The 26431-nt window shown below is 33.9% G+C and carries 21 protein-coding genes; 18 read left to right on the top strand and 3 right to left on the bottom strand.

Going from position 1 to position 26431, the window contains the following annotated elements; all coding sequences use genetic code 11:
• Positions 1-17: 17 nt before the first annotated feature.
• From ABXQ82_RS14685 to ettA, 5 genes are all read left to right on the top strand, one after another.
• Positions 18-734, top strand: a complete 717-nt coding sequence (locus ABXQ82_RS14685; protein ID WP_367061291.1) for a pirin family protein — start codon at positions 18-20, stop codon at positions 732-734.
• Between the two features lie 594 nt (positions 735-1328).
• Entirely contained in the window at positions 1329-2435 is a 1107-nt protein-coding gene (locus tag ABXQ82_RS14690; protein ID WP_367061294.1) for a sulfatase-like hydrolase/transferase, read from the top strand.
• Complete coding sequence (locus ABXQ82_RS14695; RefSeq protein ID WP_367061296.1) at positions 2416-3147, top strand: hypothetical protein; 732 nt, start codon at positions 2416-2418, stop codon at positions 3145-3147. The genes ABXQ82_RS14690 and ABXQ82_RS14695 overlap by 20 nt, the downstream gene beginning before the upstream one ends.
• A gap of 78 nt (positions 3148-3225) precedes the next feature.
• Positions 3226-3408: a CAL67264 family membrane protein gene (locus ABXQ82_RS14700; RefSeq protein WP_367061299.1), complete on the top strand. Its 183-nt coding sequence runs from the start codon at positions 3226-3228 to the stop codon at positions 3406-3408.
• 93 nt (positions 3409-3501) lie between these two features.
• Positions 3502-5193 carry an energy-dependent translational throttle protein EttA gene (gene ettA / locus ABXQ82_RS14705; protein WP_367061301.1) on the top strand — a complete coding sequence of 564 codons (1692 nt, stop codon included), beginning with the start codon at positions 3502-3504 and terminating at the stop codon, positions 5191-5193.
• Positions 5194-5348: 155 nt separating this feature from the next.
• Here the strand turns inward: ettA and ABXQ82_RS14710 are convergent, their stop codons facing one another.
• Both ABXQ82_RS14710 and ABXQ82_RS14715 read right to left on the bottom strand, forming a co-directional pair.
• Entirely contained in the window at positions 5349-9746 is a 4398-nt protein-coding gene (locus tag ABXQ82_RS14710) for a BspA family leucine-rich repeat surface protein (RefSeq protein WP_367061304.1), read from the bottom strand.
• 432 nt (positions 9747-10178) lie between these two features.
• The gene (locus ABXQ82_RS14715; RefSeq protein ID WP_367061306.1) at positions 10179-10421 is read right to left on the bottom strand and encodes a hypothetical protein; all 243 of its coding nucleotides are present in this window, start codon (positions 10419-10421) and stop codon (positions 10179-10181) included.
• 316 nt (positions 10422-10737) lie between these two features.
• Between ABXQ82_RS14715 and ABXQ82_RS14720 the strand changes: the two genes are divergently transcribed.
• The 12 genes from ABXQ82_RS14720 to ABXQ82_RS14775 all read left to right on the top strand — a co-directional run bounded on the left by ABXQ82_RS14720 (position 10738) and on the right by ABXQ82_RS14775 (position 23965).
• Entirely contained in the window at positions 10738-12081 is a 1344-nt protein-coding gene (locus ABXQ82_RS14720) for a microtubule-binding protein (protein WP_367061309.1), read from the top strand.
• A 217-nt stretch (positions 12082-12298) separates the two neighbouring features.
• Positions 12299-13369 carry a hypothetical protein gene (locus tag ABXQ82_RS14725; protein WP_367061312.1) on the top strand — a complete coding sequence of 357 codons (1071 nt, stop codon included), beginning with the start codon at positions 12299-12301 and terminating at the stop codon, positions 13367-13369.
• A gap of 29 nt (positions 13370-13398) precedes the next feature.
• Positions 13399-13635 carry a four helix bundle protein gene (locus ABXQ82_RS14730; RefSeq protein WP_367061315.1) on the top strand — a complete coding sequence of 79 codons (237 nt, stop codon included), beginning with the start codon at positions 13399-13401 and terminating at the stop codon, positions 13633-13635.
• 205 nt (positions 13636-13840) lie between these two features.
• Complete coding sequence (locus tag ABXQ82_RS14735) at positions 13841-15805, top strand: AAA family ATPase (protein WP_367061318.1); 1965 nt, start codon at positions 13841-13843, stop codon at positions 15803-15805.
• Positions 15795-16382: an NUDIX domain-containing protein gene (locus ABXQ82_RS14740; protein ID WP_367061321.1), complete on the top strand. Its 588-nt coding sequence runs from the start codon at positions 15795-15797 to the stop codon at positions 16380-16382. The genes ABXQ82_RS14735 and ABXQ82_RS14740 overlap by 11 nt, the downstream gene beginning before the upstream one ends.
• A 159-nt stretch (positions 16383-16541) precedes the next feature.
• Entirely contained in the window at positions 16542-17780 is a 1239-nt protein-coding gene (locus ABXQ82_RS14745) for a DUF6638 family protein (protein ID WP_367061324.1), read from the top strand.
• Positions 17781-17846: 66 nt separating this feature from the next.
• Positions 17847-18149, top strand: a complete 303-nt coding sequence (locus ABXQ82_RS14750; protein WP_367061327.1) for a GIY-YIG nuclease family protein — start codon at positions 17847-17849, stop codon at positions 18147-18149.
• 46 nt (positions 18150-18195) lie between these two features.
• Entirely contained in the window at positions 18196-18720 is a 525-nt protein-coding gene (locus ABXQ82_RS14755; RefSeq protein ID WP_367061330.1) for a hypothetical protein, read from the top strand.
• Between the two features lie 140 nt (positions 18721-18860).
• A complete protein-coding gene (locus tag ABXQ82_RS14760; protein WP_367061333.1) occupies positions 18861-20555 on the top strand; it encodes a hypothetical protein in 1695 nt (564 codons plus the stop codon).
• A 189-nt stretch (positions 20556-20744) separates the two neighbouring features.
• Positions 20745-22046 carry an Ig-like domain-containing protein gene (locus tag ABXQ82_RS14765; RefSeq protein WP_367061336.1) on the top strand — a complete coding sequence of 434 codons (1302 nt, stop codon included), beginning with the start codon at positions 20745-20747 and terminating at the stop codon, positions 22044-22046.
• Positions 22047-22367: 321 nt separating this feature from the next.
• On the top strand, positions 22368-23252 hold the full coding sequence (locus ABXQ82_RS14770; protein ID WP_367061339.1) for a chromosome partitioning protein ParA: 885 nt from the start codon (positions 22368-22370) through the stop codon (positions 23250-23252).
• A gap of 140 nt (positions 23253-23392) precedes the next feature.
• On the top strand, positions 23393-23965 hold the full coding sequence (locus ABXQ82_RS14775; protein ID WP_367061342.1) for a Crp/Fnr family transcriptional regulator: 573 nt from the start codon (positions 23393-23395) through the stop codon (positions 23963-23965).
• Positions 23966-24118: 153 nt separating this feature from the next.
• Here ABXQ82_RS14775 and fumC read toward each other — a convergent pair whose 3' ends face one another.
• Positions 24119-25516, bottom strand: coding sequence for a class II fumarate hydratase (fumC, locus tag ABXQ82_RS14780; RefSeq protein ID WP_367061345.1), 1398 nt, complete (start codon positions 25514-25516; stop codon positions 24119-24121).
• A 199-nt stretch (positions 25517-25715) separates the two neighbouring features.
• Here fumC and ABXQ82_RS14785 point away from each other — a divergent pair, with 199 nt between their 5' ends.
• The gene (locus ABXQ82_RS14785) at positions 25716-26354 is read left to right on the top strand and encodes a peroxiredoxin (protein ID WP_367061348.1); all 639 of its coding nucleotides are present in this window, start codon (positions 25716-25718) and stop codon (positions 26352-26354) included.
• The last annotated feature ends 77 nt before the right edge of the window (positions 26355-26431 follow it).

Genomic DNA, 26431 nt, shown 5'->3' on the forward strand with positions numbered 1-26431 from the left:
GACAAAACACTTAAAAAATGAAAACAATAGTTCATAAATCAGACACAAGAGGTTTTGCCAATCACGGTTGGTTAAAATCGTATCATACATTTAGTTTTGCAAGTTATCAAAATGCAGCACGTAATAATTTTGGCATGTTGCGAGTGCTAAATGATGATGTGGTACAGCCTAAAATGGGCTTTGGAACACATCCGCATAAAAACATGGAGATTATTTCTATTCCGTTAAAAGGTGCATTATCTCATAAGGATAGTATGGGGAACAAACGTGCTATTGAGGTTGGAGAAGTGCAAGTAATGAGTGCAGGAACAGGTTTGAATCATTCTGAATTTAACGATAGTAAAACGGATGAAGTTAACTTTTTACAACTTTGGATTATTCCTGAACAAATGGGTGTAACGCCTCGTTATGAGCAGCGTAAATTTGATGCGAAACATCAAAAAAACAAACTACAAACTGTTGTTGCCCCAAAGGATAAACTGGAAGGTGATGCGTTGCCCATAAATCAGCAGGCCTATATTTATAGAACTGATTTGGATAATGGACATTCAATTACTGTTTTTTTAAAAGAACGTAATAACGGATTGTATATATTTGTTGTTGAAGGAAAAATATTGGTTAGTGGCAATATTTTAAATGATAGAGATGCCATAGGGATTTCAGATGCACAAAATATTTTAGTTTTAGCCCAAGAAGATACTAAACTAATTATTGTTGAGGTGCCAATGACTTAAATTGACCGGCTGGTCTTATTGGAAGTTTTAGGTTGTATTTTTTATAATATATTAATATTTTTTAATTTGATTAAAAACATATCTTTCTTAATAAAACCGCCTTTTTTATTTTTATATATTCCTCTATTCACTTTAATGTTAATAGGTCCTTATTTTATAGTGCCTATTGAGAGCTATTGGAAAGAGGTTGTGAATTTTGGACTTATAATTTTGATCGGTATATCCCTGTTTTTTTTGATGTCTTCAAGAGCTATAAGAAAGGGGTTTTTGGCTTTTTTTGTAACGCTTTTGCACCTGTTGGTCTTTATAAAACTGAGTTTTTATATTAACTATGGTGTGCGGTTAAATGCTTCAGCTTTTTATTTGATTTTTGAAACAAACAAAAAGGAATCGATTGGTTTTTTAGATGCTTATTTTACAAGTTCTGTTATTTGTTTGCTTATTTTTCTAGGTATATCGTTAGTGTTGTTTTTTATTTTTTTCAGTAAGAGTACCGATGTAAAATTTGGTTCGGTTATTTTCAAGGATAAAAGAATAAGAATATGTTTTTTTTCTGCAGCTATTATATTAAGTGTTTTCTTAATAAACAATAGATTGTTAAGGTTTAATTTATTTGCATCAGGTGTTGTGGCATTTGAAGATTATAAAAATTATAAAAATTTGTTGAGAGATAATTTGTCCAAGCCTAATAGCGATAATTTGAAATTAAAGGATAGTTCTTTCAATAATCAAACGTGCGTTGTTATAATTGGAGAATCTACTACCCGTTGGCACATGCAATTATATGGTTATGATAGACCAACAAATCCTAAGTTAAAAGAGTTAAAAGATGAGTTATACATTTTTAGCGATGTCATTGCTCCAAATGTTCATACAATACTATCTCTAGATAAGATTTTAACATTTTCGGATTATTCAAATAGCAATAAAGAAAATAATGCTTCAGTAGTTCAACTTGCTAATATGGCAGGGTTTGAAACCTATTGGTTGAGCAATCAACAAGCAATAGGTTTGCATGAATCTGTTTCTACTTTATTGGGTTTGTCAGCAAAGAACCAATACTTTTTCGCTGGAGATGATAATTCTGCTATCAGTTATGATGAGGTTATATTTGGCAAATTAGAAGAAATATTAAATGATGAAGTTGAGCGAAAAGTTGTTTTTATTCATTTAATGGGTACTCACAGTCGCTACAATTACAGGTATCCCAAAAATTATAGCATCTTCACACAAGATGATTATCAAGATGCATCATTATTTAAAAAATCACGTCAAAAAAAGATTGATTATTATGATAATGCGGTATTATATAATGATTTTGTAGTGAGAAACATTATAGATATGGTTGATAAAACGGGTGATAATAGCTCCGTAATATATTTTTCTGACCATGGGGATGATCTTTACGATACTAGTTTTGATATTGTTGGTCATGACGAATATCATGGCACACGTCCGATGTATGAAGTGCCTTTTTTACTGTGGTTATCATCAAAACATTTTCTTAAGAAGAACGATGGTGAGCTTAGGGAATATGTAAATAGAAAATACATTCTTGAAGATTTTGAGCATACATTTGCCGATTTATTAGGAGTCACTCATAATCTGTATGAACCCAATAAAAGTATTATCAACTCTAATTTTAAAGAGAAAACAAGACTCGTAAAAAATGGAATAGATTATGACAAGCAAGAAGATTAAAAGGATTTTTTTTCTTACTCCAATACTATTGGTAGTTCTTTTGGTTTCTATCAATTATGTTTCTACGTATAAAATACAATTTTCGGGTTATTATTCAACAAAGATTTGGGGACACCGAGCTAATAGCTTGGAAAAGTTAAAACTTGGTGAAAAATATTTTATTGGTGTTGAACTTGACCTTATTTATAGTGATAGTTTAGATATTCTGGACGTTAACCACCCACCTGCAGCATCTACAAACCTTTCTTTTAATGAGTATTTGTCCCATATAAAGGATAAAAAACCAAACCTTTGGCTTGACATAAAAAACCTGACGCCATCAAATAGTAAAGCAATTTTATTTAGAATTGATAGTTTACTGAAACGTAAAAATGTTTCAAATAAGAATATATTAATAGAATCAAACCACCCCGAGGTACTACCCTTTTTTAGTGATTCAGGATATAAAACAAGCTATTATTTACCGTATTTACATGATTTAAAAGAAAGTAAAAGGAGAGACACGATAATGTACATTAAAAGTGTTCTTGAACAACAACCAGAAGTTGGGATTTCTTCACATTTTTTAAGTCACCCAATAATGAAACAAAATTTTCCTGATACCGATAAGTACTTTTGGGTATTAGGCAATTTAATTACATTTAGGTCATTTTTTGATATAAGAAATGTATTAGATGATGATTCAGTAAAAATTGTATTGGTAAGTTATTAAGCAAAAATGATGTAAATAGAAGTTTTTTTATTAAAAACACCGATATTTGCTTTTCGACTAACCAATAAAAAAAAGAATATGGCAATGAATAAAAATACAGTTTTAGCTTGGGCAACAATTTTAATGATTATAATGGGGGTTTTACTGATTTTAATGGGCGCATATAGATATAATGATGTTGCTGGTTGGGGTTTTGCTACCGTAGGTATTGGCTTTTTTGCTATTGCATGGGTGTTTAACGCTTTAAAGGGAAGGGTTTAAGGATTATCGATTGGAGCATAACGATTTCAGATTTTTGAAAAAGAATTTGATTTTAAACGACTTAATAACTTAACGAATTACAACTTACAACAAATGAGTGACGATAAAAAAGTAATATTTTCAATGTCTGGTTTAACCAAGACGTTTCCGGGTGCAAACACACCAGTTTTAAAAAATATTTATTTAAGCTTCTTTTATGGTGCAAAAATTGGAATCTTAGGTCTTAATGGTTCCGGTAAATCTACGTTGCTAAAAATTATAGCTGGGGTTGATAAGAATTTTCAAGACGATGTTACCTTTTTACAAGACTATTCGGTTGGGTTTTTAGAGCAAGAGCCAAAACTGGACGAAAGCAAAACGGTCATGGAAATTGTTCGTGAAGGTGCTGCCGAAACGGTTGCTATTCTTGACGAATACAATAAAATCAACGATATGTTTGGGTTGGAGGAAGTGTATTCTGATGCAGACAAGATGCAGAAGTTAATGGACAGACAAGCGGTGCTTCAAGATGAAATTGATGCAGCAAATGCTTGGGAACTCGACACCAAACTAGAAATAGCCATGGATGCATTGCGTACTCCAGATGGTGATAAGAAAATAAGTGTTTTATCTGGAGGAGAACGTCGTCGTGTGGCTTTATGTCGCTTACTTTTACAAGAACCTGATGTATTGCTATTGGATGAACCTACCAACCATTTGGATGCAGAATCTGTGCATTGGTTAGAGCATCATTTGGCGCAATACAAAGGCACCGTAATCGCCGTAACGCACGATAGATACTTTTTAGATAACGTTGCGGGTTGGATTTTAGAACTGGATAGAGGAGAGGGGATTCCTTGGAAAGGAAATTATTCGTCTTGGTTAGATCAAAAATCCAAACGTATGGCTCAAGAAGGAAAAACAGCTTCCAAGCGTCAAAAAACTTTAGAACGTGAGCTGGAATGGGTTCGTCAAGGCGCAAAAGGACGTCAGACGAAGCAAAAAGCACGTTTGAAAAATTATGATAAGTTAATGAGTCAAGACCAAAAACAACTTGATGAAAAACTAGAAATATACATTCCTAATGGCCCGCGTTTAGGCACCAATGTTATTGAAGCCAAAGGTGTTGCAAAGGGTTATGATGATAAATTATTATATGACGATTTAAACTTCAACTTACCACAAGCTGGAATAGTTGGGATTATTGGACCAAACGGTGCAGGTAAAACCACCATTTTCAAAATGATTATGGGTGAGGAAACTCCAGATAAAGGCGAGTTTATTGTTGGAGATACTGCTAAATTGGCTTATGTAGATCAAAAACATTCCAATATAGATCCTGAAAAAACCATTTGGCAAAACTTTAGTGACGAGCAAGAGCTGATTATGATGGGCGGTAAGGAAGTGAATTCTCGGGCCTATTTAAGTCGCTTTAACTTTTCTGGAGGCGAACAAAACAAAAAAGTAAAATTGCTTTCTGGAGGAGAGCGTAACCGTTTACATTTAGCCATGACGCTTAAGGAAGAAGGTAATGTGTTACTTTTAGACGAACCTACTAACGACCTTGATGTGAATACATTACGAGCTTTAGAGGAAGGTTTGGAAAACTTCGCTGGTTGTGCAGTTGTTATATCGCACGACCGTTGGTTCTTAGATAGAATATGTACGCATATTTTAGCTTTTGAAGGTAATTCTCAAGTGTATTTCTTTGAAGGAAGTTTTTCTGATTATGAAGAAAATAAGAAGAAACGATTGGGTGGCGATTTGATGCCGAAACGTATTAAGTATAAGAAATTAGTGAGATAGTTGAATATAATTTATTTATAAAAAACGGTTTAGATTACTCTAAACCGTTTTTTATATCCCTACTTTTTATTTGAATATGAGGGTAGAACAATATCCGCATATAAAGAAGCAAAACCTTTTCTCAATTTATTAGCCACAATCCATAAATAGCGTTATTATTCCTTAATTACTTTTTTAATTATAGAACCTGATTCATTCTTAATTTTTAAGAAATAAATACCAGTCTGGTAATTATTTATATCTAATTTATTCTCGCCTTGTTCTAATTTACCTTTTATAACGAGTTTTCCATATACATCAATAATTGAATAACTGCTCTCTCTGTTTGTTTTGACATAAAGTGTCTCATTAGCAGGATTTGGATATAATGTCAACGTATTCTTATAGTCTTCGTTATCTATACCTAATGTGCTTATTGTTATTTTACCAATATTTGGAGCTAGAGTTGATTTATCTGTATTATTTGTATCTGAAATAATGACATCTGTAAATGCAATAGGATAAACCGCATTACTTACTTCAGGCTCTATAATTATTGGCAGATTTAAAATAGCTCCCGTTCCTGAGGCTACTGTTGCAGAAGATAAAGAAAAAACAAGAACTTTAAAAGTGTTTTCACTAATTTCCTGAGCACTTACAATGAACCCATCGAGTCTTGAGCTTTTAACTATATCTGCTGGATTTAAGGTAAAGCCTTCTGGTAGTACAAAATTAAACTCCATGCCTTTAACAATATCATCATTAAATAGATTTATTTCTATTGTTTCAGAAGTGTTTGGAGAAAACATATCGTTAGTAATATTTAAATAATTTTCTCCAGCTAAGCTTTTGGAAGTACTTGCCTTACTTACATTGTCAAGAGTTGTTGCTGTTGGACTTAATATGATGTCTTGAACACCTAAGACATCTAATATATTAATGGTGTCATCAAAATTAACGTCAGCCAATTCAAAATAAAATGTAGAAGGTGGATTATCAAAAATATAATCTACAGTTCCCAAAATGTCTAAAATATTAACTGCATCATCTCCATTGGCATCTCCCATAGGATAGCTATAAACGGTTATTTCGCCATTTGTAAGACAAAGTGAGGCAATATCAAGATTGTTAACATCAGATAGTGTTACATTAGTTACTGGTATTGGATAATCGCCAGTTAGTGTCCCTTCATTAATAAGGGTTGGGAAAGTGAGTATAGATGCAGTTCCAGAGGCTATGGTTTCATTTGATAAAGAAAATCCAATAACTCTATATGCATTACCTCCTAAATCAGCACTTGACACCTGGAAGTTTTCTGGCAATCCCGTATTTGTAATGTCGTTAGGGTCAAAAACAAATCCATCTGGAAATGTGATGTCAAACTGAAAACCTTTGATGATTTCAGAACTCTCTAAAATTAAATTGATGCTATTGGAAATACCTACAAACCCATTTGCATCTTCAACAGTTAAACAATTGACTGCAGCATTGGTACAATCTTTACCAGTATCGTTAATAGTCCAACCATATGTATTAACAATATAATCTCTGGCAGTTTCCCCATTACAAAAATTAGAAACACCACCACTAAAAATAACATTAGGTTGTAATGTAGGAAGGGATGCCCAACTTATTAATAGATTATCATAGTTTACAGTTGAAAGAGAAGATGGTGGTGGAACACTAGCATACCACTGAGGGTAACCACCGAACATATTACTCATAGTGGTGACATTACTTACATCCCAGCTGTCAATATTTTGATTGAATGGATTAGGTTTAAAATCATCTACTCCCCCATAATCCCACTCAGCTCTAAACATTGAACTCATATTAGTTACGTTGCTCACATCCCAACTCCCAATATCCTGATTGAATGAAGCACCTTGAAACATTCCAGCCATATTAGTAACACTGCCTACATTCCAATTCCCAATGACCTGATTAAATTGAGAATCTCTAAACATTGAACTCATATTAGTTACGTTGCTCACATCCCAATTTCCAATATCCTGATTGAATTGAGAATAGTAAGCTTCTACATCCGCATTAAATTCATACCTCTCACCCTGAAACATCCCAGACATATTAGTCACACCGCTAACATCCCAGGCTCCTATAGGTTGATTAAACACTACTGCTCCATAAAACATTTCCTCCATAGTGGTTACACTACTCACGTCCCAGTTGCCTATATCTTGACTAAAATGTGAAAAATCATGAATTATTCCATTATTATGATAGGGGTAGCTATTGTTCATAAACACTCTAGACATATTAGTCACACCACTCACATCCCAGTCTCCTATGGGTTGGTTAAAATCAAATGCTCCATAAAACATGCTACTCATATCTGTTACATTACTTACATTCCAGTTGCCTATGGGTTGATTGAAATTTGAATTTTCAAACATTGTAGACATATTTGTAACACTGCTTACATCCCAATTTCCGATATCTTGGTTAAAGGTAGAGCTCTCGAACATCCAACTCATCGTTGTCACATTGCTCACATCCCAATTGCCTATAGGCAAGTTGAAATCTAAGCCTGCAAACAACCCAAACATATTAGTAATGTTAGAAGTATCCCAATTGCTAATATGACCATATGTGGCTTCAGCTGTTGCCTGATCAGAGACCCATAAAGCAACTGCTTCGTTAATATTGGCATCCGTAAGAGGTGTTAGTGAAGAACAATCTAAATCACCATCTGTAATTGTCCAACCATGTGTATTTATTAATACGTTCCTCCCACTTTCACCATTACAATACTTTGAAGAACCACCGTTGAAATTAACGTCAGGTTGTAAGGTTTCAAGTGATGCCCAACCATTAAGTAGAAAAGCGTAGTTCACAGTTGACAAAGTTACACCTTGAAACATTGAACTCATATCAGTTACATTGCTTACATCCCAGCCTCCTATATTCTGATTGAATTGAGAATCTGAAAACATTCCAATCATCTCAGTTACATTACTCACATCCCAACCACTTATATCAGCGTTGAAATTAGCTTTATTTTCGAAAGCATTAGACATATTAGTCACATTGCTAACCTCCCAAAAATCCATTCCACCATATTCAGATTCAAAACATAATCCATCAACAGGATTAGTGCTTAAACAGGTTTCTATTGCCTGACTGAAATTGGCATCAGTTATAGGGGTTTGTGAAGAGCAATCCAAACCACCATCTGTGATTGTCCAGCTAAATGAATTAATTAAATAGTTTCTTGCACTTGCACCACTACAATACTTAGAAGAACCACCATTGAAATTAACATCAGGTTGTAAGGTTTCAAGTGATGCCCAACCATTAAGTAGGGAATCGTAGTTATCAATGGACAAAGTTACTCCTTGAAATATAAAAGACATATCTGTTACATTACTCACATTCCAACTACCTATAGGCTGGTTAAAAGAATTGGCTTGCCAAAACATATATTTCATAGTTACAACGCTACTTACATCCCAGCTCCCAATGGGTTGGTTAAAGGCATTTGCTATATTAAACATGCCGTACATTGTGGTCACACTGCTCACATCCCAGTCCCCTATAGGTTGATTAAAAAGTGAATTTGAAAACATAAAAGACATATCTGTTACATTACTCACATCCCAATTCCCTATAGGTTGGTTGAAGGATGAAATTTCAGTATAAGTTGTACCAAACATATATGACATATCCTTTACATTACTTACATCCCAATTTCCAATGTTTTCATTAAATGACGTTTTACGAGAAAACAAATAAGACATATTAGTAATGTTTGAAGTATCCCAATTACTAATATGGCCATAAGTGGCTTCGGCAGATGTTCGGTCAGAGTACCATAAATCAACTGCATCATGAATATTGGCATCTGTAAGAGGTGTTAGTGAGGAGCAATCTAAACCACCATCGGTAATTGTCCAACCATGTGTATTTATTAATGTGTTTCTCCCACTTTCGCCATTACAATAATTAGACGGTCCTCCGTCAAAATTTACGTTCGGTTGTAAGGTAGGAAGTGATGCCCAATTTATTAATAGATTATCATAGTTGGCAGTTGAGAAGGAATTAGCATCTTTAAACATAACCAGCATACTAGTCACACTGCTCACATCCCAATTCCCGATAGGTTGGTTAAAACCTGACTTCTCAAACATGCCAACCATATCTGTCACATTACTAACATCCCAATCACCTATAGTCTGGTTGAAACCTGTTCCATAAAATAAAGAATTCATATTTGTTACACTACTCACATCCCAATCACCTATAGGTTGGTTGAAACCTGAATTTACAAACATCCAGTGCATATTTATCACGCTGCTCACATCCCAAGTACTGATATCAGCATTGAAATTGGATTTACCAACAAAAGCATTAGACATATCAGTCACATTGCTTACATCCCAAGAGGGCATTGATCCATATTCCGATTCAGAACATAATCCATCAACTGGATTTGTGCTTAAACAGGTTGCTATAGCTTGATTGAAATTGGCGTCTGTAATTGGTGTTTGAGCTGAAACATTTACTGTAATCGCTAAAAACAAAGCGACTAAAAAAGAGAGATAATTTTTTTTCATAATATTATTTGTTTAATTTAATATATGAAGTTGAAGCTTAGAGAAAATTTGCCATTCGGATATTTTAAACAAATCGAATAGCTATTTTAAGGATAGATTTTGAGGGCAAGTATAAAAATATAATAATGAAAAATTAATTTAAATGACTTATGTCATATTCATCGTATTTTACAACAAAATTAATGATTAAATTCCTCATTTAATAGCGAAAATAGAACATATATTTAAGAATGTCTTACGGAATTCCTCATTTAGGAAATAAAAAAATCTGTATAATTATTATACAAAGTTTTTTAGAGAATTACACAAGCTGATACAGTATAAATTAATATAAGAAGAAACGATTGGGTGGCGATTTGATGCCGAAACGTATTAAGTATAAGAAATTAGTGAGATAAAAAAAGCGCCATTTTTATTTAAATGGCGCTTTTTTTATTTATTACCGTACATATGTCCGTCGGTAAAATCCTTATAGGCTTTATTGTCTTCATCACTTTGCAATGAAGGACTAGATTTGCTTAATTTATCATTTTCTTTCTTAAGAATGTATGATTTTCTAACTCCAAAGATTAAAAGTACCAAGAAAAAGACAACAACAACTGATAATATTGTTACAATTTGACTTTGACTGATAAGAATTGGAATAGGTTTAAAAAGTAAACTGTGCAGGAGCATTATAATAAAAGATTTAGGTTAATAGCATGACAAATATAAAGCTTTTTATTGACTAACCAATTAAAAATGAAGTTGGTATCTCTCATTTTGTTAACATGTTTATGCACAAATTTGGTCTAATCTATTAGTGTTCAAGGGTTTTAGCTTACTTTTTCCGAAGTTTAATCTTACGTATTTTTTTATTTTTTTTGATTTCTGTAACTTTTTGATGCTAAATTATACTGATAATTTAAGGCCAATTAAATTTTAAAAGTCATCTTTTTTAACGAAATTGCTTATCCGTAAAATTGTTCAACTTTAAAATACACAATATACCATGTCTGATGATTTTGATTTATTAGAAACCAACGCCAACGAAAAAACCGAAAAAGTAGATGTCAATTGGGGAAAAGCCATTGATACTATGAAATCAAAGCTATCTCAAGAAGATGATCCAGAGGTACGTCAAAAAATATTAAATGCGACATTGGACGATGTGGTGCACATGGCGGAGAAGGATAGAACAACGCTTTTAGACGCTATCAAGGATCTAACCGATTATCAAGATGAAGTTGGTATCATGTTCGAAAAATTCTCTGCTCTAAATCCAACAGAACAGAAAGTTATAGATGATGCTCAAAAGGCGCTAGAGCGTGCTAAAATAGAGTTAGAGGATACTCAAAAAGTACCAGACACCTGGTGGAACAACCTTTGGGGGCGCAAAAGTAAAATAGCAAAAGCTGAGGCTGCCCTCAAATCTGCTGAAAAAGTTAGGGAAGGAGCAGATAACAAAGCAAAAGCAATGTTTCAAACGCGCATTGAAAGTGCCGATGTACAAGCCTTGTTAAGCGAACTCTCTTATAAATCTCAAGCTGCAGTTGGTAGATTGAAGACTAGGGAGATAGAAATAAAGGAAGTTGAGGAAAAACTTAAAGACGCTATTGTTGAAGCTTCTAAAAACCACACAAAAGCATTATCAAAGAAGAAAGAAGTAGAAGCGAAGCTAGAAGAAAATTATGCGTTGTTAAAGCAAGCACGCCAAGAGTTAGAGGATATTGCAGATAAACAATCTACCGAATATTCTGAGGCTATTGGTAAAATGACCGCTTTAGAGCAAAAAGTTGAGGAACTTGAAGGTCTTAAAAATGCCTATACTACTTTGGCGGCAAGTAAGGATAGCTTTGTGCACAAACATAATTTAACCATTAAAGTACTGACCTCTTTACGTAGCAATCTACAAACACACCGTGCCAAATTAAAGAGTGATACCGAAGAGCGTTTAAAATATTACGATGGTTATGTGGTAGCCTTAAAAGCAAGAACCGATCAGGAATTTGCTGCGATTTTAGAGCATTTAGGAGTGAAAACCGACGAGCATATTGGAGAAACACTGGCATCAATGCATACCGCAAGTGCCAAAGCACGTCAAGATATGATGGATAATATTCCGGTACACGAAAAAGTAATGCAAGGTGTTTACAGTAGTTATGCCGAGGCTTTACAAGAAATTAGAGCTAAGGATGGCGAAATCCAAAAGAATTTTGCAGAGCGTTACGGTATCGATATGAAAGAAATTTTCGAAGATTATTACAATGCCGATGCCAGCGCACCTTCTGGAGATGGTGGCGAACCAGCAGGAAAACCAAAACCTGGAGCAAGCGACGACGAATTATTGTCTTAAAAATAATAATGGCGTTACCACGCTTTTGGGCGTGGTCAGGCTTTCGGCAGTCGCTCTCTACGAGCAGCTCCAATCCCGAAGCTTCGGGGCCGCAATCCTTAACACGGGCTTACCCGAAGTTTGTTTCGTAATATTTTAATCTGTGAAAATCCATGAAATCCATGTCAAAAACCCTCTGTGTAACTCCGTGAATCTCTTGTGTAACAATTAATAAGCAATGTCCATAAACAATATCATCACACCCTTAGATTCTGCAATTTTAGATTCCAAAGAACATTATACATTTTATCATAAAATGGTAGATTTTGTGTTCAAGGAACTGATTGTTGCTGTACAAAGAGAAAAGATTTGTACGGGAAGTGAGGTTGATATGTTTAAACAATATTGCGATTTGTTGTTGTATTCTATTGAGGCAATGCGCATTAAATATATGTATGATGCTGAGGATAATATGAAGGTAGATGTTACCGAATCTGGTTTCCCAAATTACTTGGAGTTTCGATATTTATTCAACGATTTAGAGCTTCGCGACGAATATTTAGGAAGATTGACTCCCATTGCAACACTTAAGGAAGAGTTTCTGGATACGTTAATGCGTAAAAAGCAACCCGTGAAAAAGAGCAGGCTTTTTCAAGCAGCTTCAATAGTATATTATTCGTCGGTAAATAAGAAATACATATTTAACCGATTTGTTCAGGGGAAAATTGTTAGTGCTCCAAAAGATTCAGCGGGAGATTTATTAACGAGCTGGAGTTTTTATGATGTTATAAAAAACCGACCTTTTATTTGCTTCATGTATTTTAATTATGATGGCAGTAAAATTGACGATTACAGAACTAATATTTACGACGTACTAAAAAACACAGCAGATAGGGACATGTCTCTAGACGCAATGGCTTATGCCATTGACAAGAAGTTATCAAAAGTGTCTCCAAAGTTAATTAAGCGTATCGATTTAGGACCAATTCATAACATGTTTGCCAAAGATGAAAATGAAATGACACACACCATTTTAGAGGCATTGAGCAAAAAAGAAATACCTCTCGAGTCTTACGCTGTGACTTTAAAAGTAATTGAGGTAGCTTCTAAAACTGAATTTAAAGAGGGTAGTTTTTTCAACAAGCAAGTATTACAACGTTGGGATACGATTTTTAGTCAAAAATATGTGTTTGCGCCACATCGTATTATCCAACTCCTGTATAATAAAACACCAGATTTGATGAACGGTTTGGCAAAACCTCCGATTGAAGTTAGCAGTATGCAGTATTCAGTTGGCAGTAAGCGGTAGGTAGTAATCAGTAAAAAAAAGTAAAAATAATGAGTTTTAAAACTTTACTCGCATATCAAAAAGGATTCGAATTGGCAATGGAGATTTTTCATTTAACCAAAGCATTTCCTAAATCTGAAATGTTTGGACTCACATCACAAATGGTTCGGTCGAGTAGGTCTGTTTGTTCAAATATAGCTGAAGGCTATAGAAAGCGTCAGTATGAAAAACACTATAAAAGTAAATTGTCTGATGCTGATGGAGAAAATCCGGAAACGCAATTATAGCTAGATTTTGCTTTAGCTTGTGAATATATTTCAGAAGAAGAAAGATTAGAATTACAAAATAAAAGTGAGGAGATAGGAAAACTATTAAATTATATGATGAATAATCCAAATAAGTTTGGAGTATAAAATAAATTGAAAAAATAGAGCAGAGTAAGTCCGCAAGAGTAATACTAAAGACTGGCTACTGCCAACTGAATACTGAAACATGGAACACAACTCAACATTCCCCATAAAATTATCTGAACTAGATATGCTTCGTGATGAAGCTTCCTCCTACTTAAAAAGTGTACAATGGGAGCAGGGGTCTCGTGCAAAAAACAGAGATAAAGACGCTAAAGATGAATCTATTTTACTGTATTTATCTAGAGCTAATAATGGAACAAACTCTGCGGATATCACTTCGGTTTCAAAAACTATTTTGGCTTTAAAAAAGCGATTGTTGCCAGATTCTATAGCAATTCCTATTTACCTAAACCAAACATTATATGCGGTTCAAGAGGGGATTACATTGGGTATTTGGATTAAAGATAGCTACTACGATGCATCAGGATTGTCTAGTTTAAACGAAAACAAATCTGCTTTAGACAACAACGGAAAGCGTGAGTTTGAAAGTAAAATGCATACCGCAACCGCGTTTATGTTATTTGCTACCTCATATAAAATATTACACGATTTAAAACCGTATGCATCAGACGATTTAAGCGTGATGAAACAGAAGTTTGCAGGTATTCCAGAAGTTTCACTTATGTCGCCACTAAAAGGCATTTCATGTTGTCTGTTTTATTTTGATAAATATCTGGGGCATCCAGAAATCATTACATCAGATAAAGATGTTATCGATTTTACTGTCGTTTATTTTGAAGCTTTAATTGATGAAATTCAACTTAGAAAAAGTTCATTAGAATATACCGAAACCATTGAAGACAGAACCTATAAATTAGAAAAATCTGAATTTGCAGTTTCAGGATGGAATAACGTATTTCAAGGTACGGCCAAAAGTATTGAGTTCAATAAAATCAAATTTGAACAAATCGTCGGTAACCGAGATGCAAAACATTTTGCGCGCCGTTTAACGGAGCGCATGCTGAGTTACGATTTTGTTGCAAAAAGGAATCCATTTCAAGAATTGGGAGGTTTTATGCCAGTCTTTATGGGTTACGGCATTCCAGGGACCGGAAAAAGTATGCTGATTGCAGCTATAGCAACACGATTAAAAGAACATTGTGATACGCTGGATATTCCGTTTTTGTTTCATCCCATGCCAGATACATTGATATCAACATTCCAAGGTGGTTCGGCAGAAAAAATGGTGGAGTGGATGAAACCCATGCAAGACCCAACAAAATTAATTTTCGCACCTATCGATGATGCTGAAAATAATTTACAAGAACGGACAGCTCAAGGAGTTTCCGCAGGAGTAAAAGAAGTAATTGGCGTGTTTTTAAGATATACAGAAGGGGCTTACGCCGTTAATTATGGGAATAGTTCCATCGGGTTATTTACCAATCTTCCAGAAATGTTAGATAAAGCTGTGATTTCCCGTGTGCAAGGTCGATTTAAAATTGACGGTGCAAGAACGGAACACGATTTTTTAGATCAAGATCATATTTGGTGGCGAAAACTGGATGATACCATGCCCGATTTTGTAAATATGCAAGGGCCAGAAAATTACAGTTATTTGCAAGATCAAGGTTTAGCAAAAAATATGGGTGATATATTAAGTACTATTGATAAACCAACAGAAGCGCGAGTTCTCGAGGTTTATGATAACGTAGAACAACAGTTTAAAACCAATCAGCATTTGTTTTATGCGAATTTGTATAAGGAAATGCAAGCGGTATTCCCGTTCTTTTCATCGCGTGATGTTCGTAATATCCAGTCGGCCATATCATTGCGATTGACAGATTTTGATTTGGAAGAAGATTGGTTCGAAAACCCGGAAATCTATTTCAAGCAAGACTACGACACCAAGTTTAATATGCTTCAAGAATTGATGCGAGGTAACATGAAAGCATTGGATTTCTCTGAAATTCGTCGTCAGGAAGTTGTACGTTATTTAGATAATGTGGCAACAATTGCAGATACCGATTTTAAACGAAAAGTAGATGCTAGAGTAAACCAATTACATATAGAAACTAAAGCTAGAAACACCTTTGAAAATGAACAATAAGCAAATAAAGAATATAGAAAAGACCCTACTTTCAGATAATTATTACATTCTTAACAAAGTCACTTTTGATTATTTAATGAAAAGTGGCGAATGGGTCAACCAGATGCGAGAGGTGTATGATAGAGGAGATGGTGCTGGGATTCTATTGTATAATAAACGAAAACAAACTGTTATTTTAACCAAGCAATTCAGAATGCCAACCTATTTAAATGATAATAAAGATGGTTTTTTAGTTGAAATAGCAGCAGGAATGTTGGATAAAGACAACCCAGAAGCTTGCGTGATTAGAGAAACAGAAGAAGAAGTAGGCTATCGTTTAAAAGAAGTGAAAAAAGTATATGAAGCCTATTCCTCTCCAGGAGTAATGACCGAGAAAATGCACTTTTTTGTTGGAGAATATACCGATGATATGAAAGTGAACGAAGGCGGTGGTTTAGATAGCGAACATGAAGATATTGAGGTTTTGGAGATTCCTTTTGAAACTGCGGTAAATATGTTGAATAATGGAGAAATTCATGATACGCGGACTATTGTGTTGTTGCAGTATGCACAGATTCATAAGTTGTTGGAGCGTTGAGTTATTCCACAGAGGTGCACGGAGTTTTCGCAGAGATTCTCAGAGGAAATCGAAAAAAATTAATATTTAGAAAGTTAAATGGTATTCGGAATAAAGGATTATAGATATAATTTCTCTGTGAACCTCTGCGTTTCTCAGCGAATCTCTGTGTTACAATAAATGATGGACAAACTAAAACAATCAAACCTATACAGAAGTGAGCTTATTCCCGTAAGCGGAAAACTCGTGGAGCGTTACAACAAATGCTTGGTAAAATTGGGGTTTACAAAAACGAAGTTAAAAACCTTTCATATTGATGGTATTGGTTGGAGTCCTGAAGTTGCTGAAGAAAAAGAAAATAAAAGCTATTTAAACAATGGGGAAGCAAACCCTCATGGCATCATCATTTCCCCGCTCCAAAAAGGTAAACCCGTCTATTTACCGTTTCATACGTTTGACAGAGATATCATGAAATTTGTCTTTAAAATTCATGGCATAAAAATAAAGAACATCACGAGAGACTGTGCGATTTGTTTGGATTTCGATCAAGGTATCGATGCCTTTTATGAACCACTAGATGTGTTGAAATACAATACCATAACTATTAATTTTCATTTAATTGACAATCTGGATAAAATTAAAGAAGAGCAATTGAAATTGGTTGAAGAATTCAATAGGAGCAATAATTTCATCAGTGAAACCATGCACCAAAAATTATTGGATTCTGCTAAAAAATATGGGGATTTACGAAATAGGGATTTAGATTTACATGCATTACAATTCACTACTGATTCTTTTTACACACGTGCCTTTGGCGGTGTTTATGTGTTACGTGATTTTATAAAAACCATCGTAGTTTTTGAAGATGAAGCATGGCATAAAGAAGCTATAAAAGATACGAATTACGATGTTTTGATTTACCATATTTCCCAACCAGAACTCATGGATAAATTAAGAGATCATATGATAATAGAGTACGATTTGGAGACTGAAGTCAAGACAGAACGCTATGATCGTATAAAGAAGTTCGAAATGTTTCAGCATCTCAAAAAAACGCAACATCCAATTAAGGATATTTTAAGTGATCCTATTTTATTCAAAAGTTATTTGAATAAATTGGATATAAAATCACGTAAAAAAGTGATGAGTGTAGAACGTTATTTAGAAAAATTAGAAACCAGTAATGAATATAAAATTGCTGATATAGTTGATGTAAAACTCTTTGAAGCATTACATAAACCACATTCGTCTTTAGAGGCAAAACATCAAGATTTGATTTGGAAGCTATTGGTAAATATTTCGCCAAAAGATGTGTTGTTTTGGTATTGGTACGATAAAGAAGACTTTTATGCTAATTTTGAAGATTGGGATGATTCTTTTAAAGATTGGGTAATTGAAACAATTGGTAACAATATTTAGGAAATATAGACTAATTTTATAGAAGCGTTTTGTCATTCCGCACTTGATGCGGAATCCATATAGAGAATGAGAGGAAATTATTATCAATATTATGTTTATATTCTATCGAACATGAAAAATGGCACTTTATATATAGGTGTAACAAATGATTTGGAAAGAAGAATGTATGAGCATAAGAAAAAAATAGTTCCAGGGTTTACATCAAAATATGGTTTGAATAAATTGATGTATTTTGAACAATTTCAATATGTGAATGATGCCATAAAAAGAGAAAAGCAATTGAAAAACTGGAATCGACAATGGAAAATAGATTTAATTGAAGAGGACAATAAAAGTTGGGAAGATTTATCTTCTGATTGGATTTATTAAGTGGATTCCGCATCAAGTGCGGAATGACAAATAAAACTTTTAAATTATGACACTAGAACTCATCGTTTTCATTGGCTCAATATTATTTGGAGCCTTATTATATTGGAGAGAATCCCATGGCAATGGACTCTACCGATTTTTCAATAAATTAATGTATTCCAAAGAATTACAAATGAAACCTACAGATAAAACGGGTTTTGTTTATCAACAGAAGTTTATTATAAGACTTGTTTTTGTGGGATTTCTATTTCTAATAGGAATTGTCATCACTCGGTTTTTAATACCTATTGATATTGCTACAATTTCCGTTTTTGCTTCAATGATTGTTGGCGCCATAGTTGGAACCTATTTGGCTGGTTTTATATTCAAATCAAGTGAAGTCATTGATGAAAAAAGTGATTCTATTGAAGATTTGGTTCAAGATACCATCGAAAAAGGAAAAGATTTTATTGAAGATTTAAAGACTGAAAAACCTAAAGTGATTAAAGAAGCTAATAAAGAAATGAAAAACGAACCTAAAGCTGAAGAAAAAAGTGCAAGAGAACGTTTAAAGGATAAGGGGTTGCTTTAAGTTAGCAGTCCCGATAGCTATCGGGATCAGTAAGCAGTATGCAGTCAATAATATAGATTAAAAAAAAAGTATAAGTATAGTAATTTAGAGTATGAGTGAGAAACTTCAAGCTTCCAACGCCATACTTCAAACTAAATAAGATGATTAAAAACTATTGGAATAAAGGAAAGAAGCAAAAAACAATAACTATTATTGTTGCTCTAATTCTACTCATTGTGTTGTTCGTTTTAAGGGACGATTATCAACCGGCGTTGTTATTTGTTAGAAAATTCATTTTCATTATTTTATTAAGTGCTGTTGTTTTGTTTCTGGGTTTACGAAAATTCAGAAACTCGGCAAGCACAGGTACTCGATTAGGGATTCTTGGAATTTTGGTTTTGTTTTTTGGAATTTTATACCTAGTAGGCTGGCATTTTAAAATGTACGATTATATGAAAACCTACAATGTCTTTAATCATCTCAATAAATTCGAAATCAACGAATTGCCATTAACACAAAACGAACGTATTCAACCGTTAAGAAATATATCTTCTATGGCAAATGAAAGTGTTGGGGAGACCAAAGATGTTTCTTTACCTCATTTGGTAAGAATAGGAAATGAGAATAAATGGACCATGGCTATTCAACCTACTGAAAAGTACATGTGGCAAGGCATGACCGATAATACGGAAGAAGTTTTTGCTGTATCAAGTACCACACCATTTCCAAGGTTTTCTAGTGAAAATAGAATTCCTGTAACGTTCTCCATTGGAGAATCTTTAAAATTTAGCAGAAATACCTATAATGCCGTTGTGCAACGTTTCAATTTCTTGCAGTTATTTACTTTGGAACCAAGTGACACCTATTACATGAAAAACGATTCCGGTAAATGGGTGCAAGTAGTTAGTCTAATTAAATGGAAAGGTTTTTTATTTCCGTACCCGACCTTTGGAGGTGTGATGGTTATAGATAGTGGCGAACATGATTTTAGTGATTATATAGAACGCATTTTGATAGGAAAAGGAACATATGTAAGTCCTGAAAACATGAAAAACCATGAGTATTTAACAAGACAAAATACATTGGCCGAAAAAGTATCTCGTTTGCAAGCAGAGTCCTTAAAATTCTTAGGAGGATTTAGTGATCCTTTACCCTGGAATATGGAAACAGCAGTTAAAATACCAGAAATGCCTAAAGATCAAAATCAACAACCTTATGTAACCGATTTTGATTTTTCCGATACCGAAACAGGGGCTTATAGCGGTTTATACCATTGGTTTGGCTTAGAACCAGTAGGAGATGAGCGTACCAGTTTGAGTTTTAGTGTATTTGTGCCAGCAGATGGAACCGATAAATTATATTATTATAACCACGCAGCCAAAAAACAAGGTTATGCAGGTGTTACGGCAATGCCTTTAAAAGTAAAAGAATCCCGAAAAGAATATGACTGGGATGCTAATACACCAGTAGAATTCAGACCCTATATTAAAGATATTGCTGGGCGTAAGCGAATGTTTTTTTTAGGAACGGTATCATCTATTAGTAAAAGTGATTCTAAACAATTTGATGGTTCTGCAACACCAGATTTAGTTTTAGTTGACAGCGAGTATCGTGATGTGGTTTGGATTGACGTAAAACACCCAAGTCAATGGGATAAAACAGTTTACGACCAATTAAATGAAGCTTGGAGAGCAAGTGAAGGTATTGGATATTATTTTATAGAGGAAACAAAAACCATTGATATGGTGCAGCAAACTATAGATTCCATACAGACCATTCCCGCGGTTGACAAAACATCTGAAGAAATTGAAAGACTTCAAAAAAGGATTGATTCTTTAAAAGCGGTTTCAAAATAATTCATAGCATATATTGTTGTTTATTTTGCACTAGATTATTTGGGCTAAAATAGCCATGTTCTTCAATTGTTTTGCTTTTGGTAAGTTAATTTTAATAGTATTATAACCATTTGTTGCTTAAAAAAAGTTGTTATTGCCAGTAAAACTCGAACTCTTCGTTAAATTTGTAACAATAATTTTTAAATAAAAATGATGCTAAAAAGAATTGCTTTACAAAACCGAATGATTACCTTATTATTTTGCGCTCTATTCCTCTCGATTATTAGTTGTAGTAGTAACGACTCTAATTCTGATGAAGATCCCAAGGAAATGCCAGATGATACTCCTGTTGCCACAGATGACTCGCTAACGGTAGAAGAAAATAGTGTTGCCGGAACTGCAAACCAAGAAGATGTTTCAACCAATGACGACATAGGAGACGATGGTGGAGATGGAGATGATTATAGTTTATTATCAGGTCCAGCTAATGGTACCGTTACCGAAGTAAGCGATGGTGTGTTTGAGTATATCCCAAATGCAGATTTTGATGGTTTTGATAGTTTTACCTATACAATTACCGATAAAGATGGAGACACAGATACCGCTAAGGTTAGTATTACGGTAAACGATGTGCCAGATGGTCCAACAGCAGCAGATTTTAATAATATAGACCCTGCTTTTCCTTCATTTGTATCTATTGATGATACAACTCCTGCAGGAAAAAAGTGGTCTAAACTTGATAGTATGTCTGATGAGTTTGATACTTGGAATGTTTCAAAGTGGTATAAAACTACTTGGAATTATGGAGTGCCTGTATTTATGTCAACTTCAAGTAATAATTCAGGTGTTACCGATGGTAAACTGTGGATAAAAGCAACACTCAATGAAGCTAACCCAGAAGGCAGATGGTTTCAGAGTGCTAGAATTCATTCTAAGACTAAAACTAAATATCCAATGTACACGGAGGCAAGAATAAAAACGTCTCATATTTCTGCATACAATACGTATTGGTTAAACAATGGAGATATCAATAACAGAGATGAAATTGATATTATTGAAAATAACTCAAAACCATCTTGTACCAATTGTGAAGCAGAGGCGTTTCCAAATCAAATGAATTCGCAATATTTTCATGTGGATTCTAATAAAACCCCAGATGAGATTAGAAATAAGGGCAATTTTTTAAGATCCAATCTTTTAGATGTCAATCCTCTAAAAAATAAAGGTTGGAATGAAGACTATCACACTTACGGTGTGTGGTGGAAAGATGCTAAAAACATTCAGTTTTATTTAAATGGAGAGCCAGCAGGTAGTGTCGTAGTTGGTGAGCATAATAATGGTCAAACATACAATGATAGACAGTTTACCAGAGATTTAGAAATAATTTTCGATTTGTGGACCAAAGATGCTCCTTGGCTGGGCGGTCTTCCTCCAAAGACCGATTTAGCAGATGATTCAATAAACACAATGAGAATTGATTGGGTAAGAACTTGGAAATTAGAAAACGAATAGTTTTAAAAGCAAATATTTAAATTAAAAACAGAGTGTATTAACACTCTGTTTTTGTGTTTAAGATTCTCAATATTATAAAGCGCAAAATCATCTTTTCTATAAACAATCCATTTATTTTAACATAATTTTAATTAATTGATAATTTATTGATAATAAATGGGTTAACCATGTGTGGCAATAGTCAAAATATACTAAAACATCTAAAAAATACAATTAAACGTATATGATTTTGAAAGATGTAATTTTAATATCTTTTAACAATTAACATAAAAAAAGACAACTAATAAAATTAGTTAGTATAACTCTAAACACACAACAATTATGGAAAACAGCAAAAGTAATACTGGGTTAAAAGTAGCTTTAGGAATAGCATTGGTTTTATTTATAGCTACTGGCTTTTACACAATGAATTTAAAAAGCGAAAGTGATAAGGCTAATAATGATTTAAATAAAGAAAAGCAATTGGTAATGAATGATTTAAATGCAATGGCTAAACAATATGATGAAGCTATTGGAGAAAATGAGATTGCCAATAAAGATTTGGTTATAGCAAGAGATCGCATTCAAGGATTGATAGATTCGTTAAGAATTTCTGAAACTAACGTAAAAAGTTTATGGCGCTATAAAACAAGATACAACAATCTTAAAAGCGAGATGGATGTATTGTTAGCCCAGAATGATTCGTTAAAAATCGAGAATTCATATTTAGCAACATCTTTAGATAGTACCCGCGTAAGATTAGAAGAGCGTACCATGTTTACAGATTCTCTATTAGTGCAGAATACGGCACTTGCTGAAGTTGTTGAAAACGCATCTATTTTGAATACTGTTGATTTAAAAGGTTTTGGTGTGATAGAAAGAACTTCTGGAAAGTTGATTCCTACTGAAAGAGCACGTAGAGCAGATAAAATTAGAGTTTGTTTTACAGTTGCAAAAAACCCATTGGTACAAGCTGGAGATCAAGAGTTGTACGTTCAGGTTATTGATCCAAAAAACAATATTTTAGGAGCAAATGAACAAGTGATCTTTGGTGAAAAAACTTTAAATTACAGTATTGTAAGTAAGTTTAATTATGAAAAAAGCAACTTAAACGTTTGTGAGTTTGTAACTGCCAATAGTGATAAGGATTTTGAAAAAGGACGTTATGTAGTTAATGTTTTTAATCAGAAAGATTTAGTGTCAACTTCAGAGTTTACGCTTAAATAAATAGTTAGCACCTTAATGATCTAACCCAAAAGAACTTCTTTTGGGTTTTTTTATGCGCTTTATTTTACCTTATAAAAAGTTTTCTTTTAAAGTTAGATAAACATGTTTTATATTGCACCACCAACCAACCCAACCCACCCATGTTTAAAAGTGAAGACTTTTTAAGCGCTTTTGGTGATATATCAGAAGAAGCTTTTTTGAAATTAAAAAATATCTCTGAGTACAAAAAAATTGATGCAAATACTCAAGTTGATAAATTAGGTAAAATACCCTCAAAAATTTATTTAGTTATTTCTGGAGTCATGCGTTGTTATGTAACTTCAGAATCTGGAAGAGAATTTAATAAACGCTTTTTTTTTTCAACGGATTTTGCCGGCTCTTTAACCGCATTAATTAAAAATGCACCATCAGAAATAGTCTATGAAACACTTACCGACTGTGAAGTTTATGAGATAGATTTTGTCGCATTAACAAAACTTTGCGAAAAAGACATCGTCATAAATAATTTATATTCCAGAATTTTGGAAAAAGTGTTTATGAGATATGAAAAGCGACAATTAGAACTCATTTCTATGAATGCATCTCAGCGTTATCAAAGACTAAAAGAAGATATTCCAAACATAGATAAGCTTGTACCGCAATACCATATTGCATCTTATTTAAGCATAACTCCCGTTCAGCTTAGTAGAATTAGAAAAAAACTCAAAGAATAATTATATTAACAAATGTTATATTTTAACAGCATTGATAACCATATATTTGCAGCGATGTCTTCATGATATTCAATATTAGAGGATTAATAGCTAACCAACCAAAAAAAGCAGGTATTTTTACCTGCTTTTTTACTCTTTTCTTTTTTTATGTTCTTATTTTAAGCTTCCAACCATTTCTTCAGGTTTTACCCAAGCATCATAATCTTCGGCAGTTACATACCCCAAATTAATAGCTTCCTCTTTTAGGGTAGTTCCGTTTTTATGTGCGGTATTAGCTATTTCAGCAGCTTTATAATACCCGATTTTGGTGTTCAACGCGGTAACAAGCATTAATGAATTATTCAATAATTCCTTTATTACTGTATAGTTTGGTTCAATTCCAATAGCACAATTAACATCAAAACTCACACAGGCATCTCCTAATAATTCCGCAGATTGTAAAACATTTGCCGCCATTAAGGGTTTAAACACATTGAGTTCGTAGTGCCCTTGCGTACCTCCAACAGAAACTGTAACATCATTACCAATAACTTGAGCGCAAACCATGGTTAAAGCTTCACATTGTGTTGGGTTTACTTTTCCTGGCATAATAGAACTTCCCGGTTCGTTTGCAGGAATAATTATTTCTCCAATTCCAGAGCGTGGCCCAGATGCCATCATTCTAATATCGTTGGCAATTTTATTTAAAGAAACTGCTAGTTGTTTTAAAGCACCGTGAGTTTCAACTAAAGCATCATGAGCCGCTAGTGCTTCAAATTTATTTGGTGCCGTTACAAATGGTAACCCTGTAAATTCAGCTATGTATTCCGCTACGCGTTTGCTATAGCCTTTAGGGGTGTTTAATCCAGTTCCGACAGCAGTACCACCAAGTGCTAATTCACTCAAATGTGTGAGCGTGTTTTCAAGTGCTTTCATACCATAGTCTAACTGTGCTACATAGCCCGAAAGTTCTTGTCCTAAAGTTAATGGTGTTGCGTCCATAAGGTGCGTTCTTCCTATTTTTACAACATTTTTAAAATCTTTAGATTTTTTATTTAATGTATCCCTTAATTGTTTCACTCCGGGAATGGTAGTTTCAACAACTTTTTTGTAGGCAGCAATATGCATTCCGGTGGGGAAGGTGTCATTAGAAGATTGCGACTTATTGACGTCATCATTTGGCTGAATTGTTTTTTCGCCCTCACCAATCACTTTGCCAGCAATTTGATGGGCCCTGTTTGCAATAACCTCATTCACATTCATATTGCTTTGCGTACCAGAACCGGTTTGCCAAATCACCAGAGGGAATTGGTCATCATGTTTTCCTTCTAAAATTTCGTCACAAACTTGAGCAATTAAATCTCGTTTTTCAATGGCTAGAACCCCAAGTTCACAATTGGTATAGGCAGCAGCTTTTTTTAAGTAAGCGAACCCATAAACTATCTCTAGAGGCATAGAGGCACTAGGCCCAATTTTAAAGTTGTTTCTAGAACGCTCGGTTTGCGCTCCCCAAAGTTTATCGGCAGGTACTTTTACCTCGCCCATTGTGTCTTTTTCTATTCTGAAACTCATGATTTTGGATATTAAATGTAAGCTACAAAGTTAATTCTTTTGAAGCTTTATATATTATGATTTTTGTTAGTTTTTGTAACTTCTTTTTAACATTTATATAACTAATAAAAATTGGGTAGTAAGGTGCTAATCTATTAATTTAGTAGGAAATAAAATGTTTAACTTTAACTGAAGTAATTAACACTATAAAAATATTATTATGGCAACAATTAGATTAGGGGATAAAGCTCCAAATTTTACAGCAGAATCTACAGAAGGCACTATCAATTTTCATGAATGGCTAGGAGATAGTTGGGGAATTTTGTTTTCACATCCAGCAGATTATACACCTGTTTGTACAACAGAATTAGGAACTGTAGCAAAATATAAGGATGAATTTGATAAGCGAAACGTTAAAATAGTAGCCTTAAGTGTTGATGGTATAGATTCTCACCACGGATGGGTAAAAGATATTAATGAAACCCAAAACACAACTGTTAATTTTCCAATTATTGCAGATGAAGACAGAAAAGTATCTGAACTATATGATATGATTCATCCAAATGCGGATAGTCAATTAACTGTACGATCAGTATTTGTTATCGGTAATGATAAGGAAGTGAAGTTGATTATCACGTATCCGGCTTCAACAGGACGAAATTTTGATGAATTGTTGAGGGTTATAGACTCGTTACAGTTAACGGCATATCATAAAGTAGCGACACCTGCAAACTGGAAACACGGGGAAGACGTTGTAGTGTCTCCTTCTATCGAGACCAAAGATATTCCGAGGCTATTTCCGAAAGGGCATAAAGTAGTGAAGCCTTATTTACGTATGACACCACAGCCAAATATTTAATGGCAATTTAAAAGCTTTGTATTTTTAGCCACAAATTTCACGTATTGTCACTAATTTTTGAAAAATCTTTAGATTTT

Source organism: Algibacter sp. 2305UL17-15 (assembly GCF_040720935.1).
GTDB lineage: Bacteria > Bacteroidota > Bacteroidia > Flavobacteriales > Flavobacteriaceae > Jejuia.

Bases quoted from the DNA above. Each gene is read 5' to 3' on its own strand.
- ABXQ82_RS14740 (WP_367061321.1), top strand. From the start codon at position 15,795: ATGAACAATAAGCAAATAAAGAATATAGAAAAGACCCTACTTTCAGAT.
- ABXQ82_RS14760 (WP_367061333.1), top strand. From the start codon at position 18,861: ATGATTAAAAACTATTGGAATAAAGGAAAGAAGCAAAAAACAATAACT.
- ABXQ82_RS14725 (WP_367061312.1), top strand. From the start codon at position 12,299: ATGTCCATAAACAATATCATCACACCCTTAGATTCTGCAATTTTAGAT.
- ABXQ82_RS14730 (WP_367061315.1), top strand. From the start codon at position 13,399: ATGAGTTTTAAAACTTTACTCGCATATCAAAAAGGATTCGAATTGGCA.
- ABXQ82_RS14755 (WP_367061330.1), top strand. From the start codon at position 18,196: ATGACACTAGAACTCATCGTTTTCATTGGCTCAATATTATTTGGAGCC.
- fumC (WP_367061345.1), bottom strand. From the start codon at position 25,516: ATGAGTTTCAGAATAGAAAAAGACACAATGGGCGAGGTAAAAGTACCT.
- ABXQ82_RS14750 (WP_367061327.1), top strand. From the start codon at position 17,847: ATGAGAGGAAATTATTATCAATATTATGTTTATATTCTATCGAACATG.
- ABXQ82_RS14685 (WP_367061291.1), top strand. From the start codon at position 18: ATGAAAACAATAGTTCATAAATCAGACACAAGAGGTTTTGCCAATCAC.
- ABXQ82_RS14700 (WP_367061299.1), top strand. From the start codon at position 3,226: ATGGCAATGAATAAAAATACAGTTTTAGCTTGGGCAACAATTTTAATG.
- ABXQ82_RS14765 (WP_367061336.1), top strand. From the start codon at position 20,745: ATGATGCTAAAAAGAATTGCTTTACAAAACCGAATGATTACCTTATTA.
- ABXQ82_RS14745 (WP_367061324.1), top strand. From the start codon at position 16,542: ATGATGGACAAACTAAAACAATCAAACCTATACAGAAGTGAGCTTATT.
- ABXQ82_RS14775 (WP_367061342.1), top strand. From the start codon at position 23,393: ATGTTTAAAAGTGAAGACTTTTTAAGCGCTTTTGGTGATATATCAGAA.
- ABXQ82_RS14735 (WP_367061318.1), top strand. From the start codon at position 13,841: ATGGAACACAACTCAACATTCCCCATAAAATTATCTGAACTAGATATG.
- ABXQ82_RS14715 (WP_367061306.1), bottom strand. From the start codon at position 10,421: ATGCTCCTGCACAGTTTACTTTTTAAACCTATTCCAATTCTTATCAGT.
- ABXQ82_RS14710 (WP_367061304.1), bottom strand. From the start codon at position 9,746: ATGAAAAAAAATTATCTCTCTTTTTTAGTCGCTTTGTTTTTAGCGATT.
- ABXQ82_RS14720 (WP_367061309.1), top strand. From the start codon at position 10,738: ATGTCTGATGATTTTGATTTATTAGAAACCAACGCCAACGAAAAAACC.
- ABXQ82_RS14785 (WP_367061348.1), top strand. From the start codon at position 25,716: ATGGCAACAATTAGATTAGGGGATAAAGCTCCAAATTTTACAGCAGAA.
- ABXQ82_RS14695 (WP_367061296.1), top strand. From the start codon at position 2,416: ATGACAAGCAAGAAGATTAAAAGGATTTTTTTTCTTACTCCAATACTA.
- ettA (WP_367061301.1), top strand. From the start codon at position 3,502: ATGAGTGACGATAAAAAAGTAATATTTTCAATGTCTGGTTTAACCAAG.
- ABXQ82_RS14770 (WP_367061339.1), top strand. From the start codon at position 22,368: ATGGAAAACAGCAAAAGTAATACTGGGTTAAAAGTAGCTTTAGGAATA.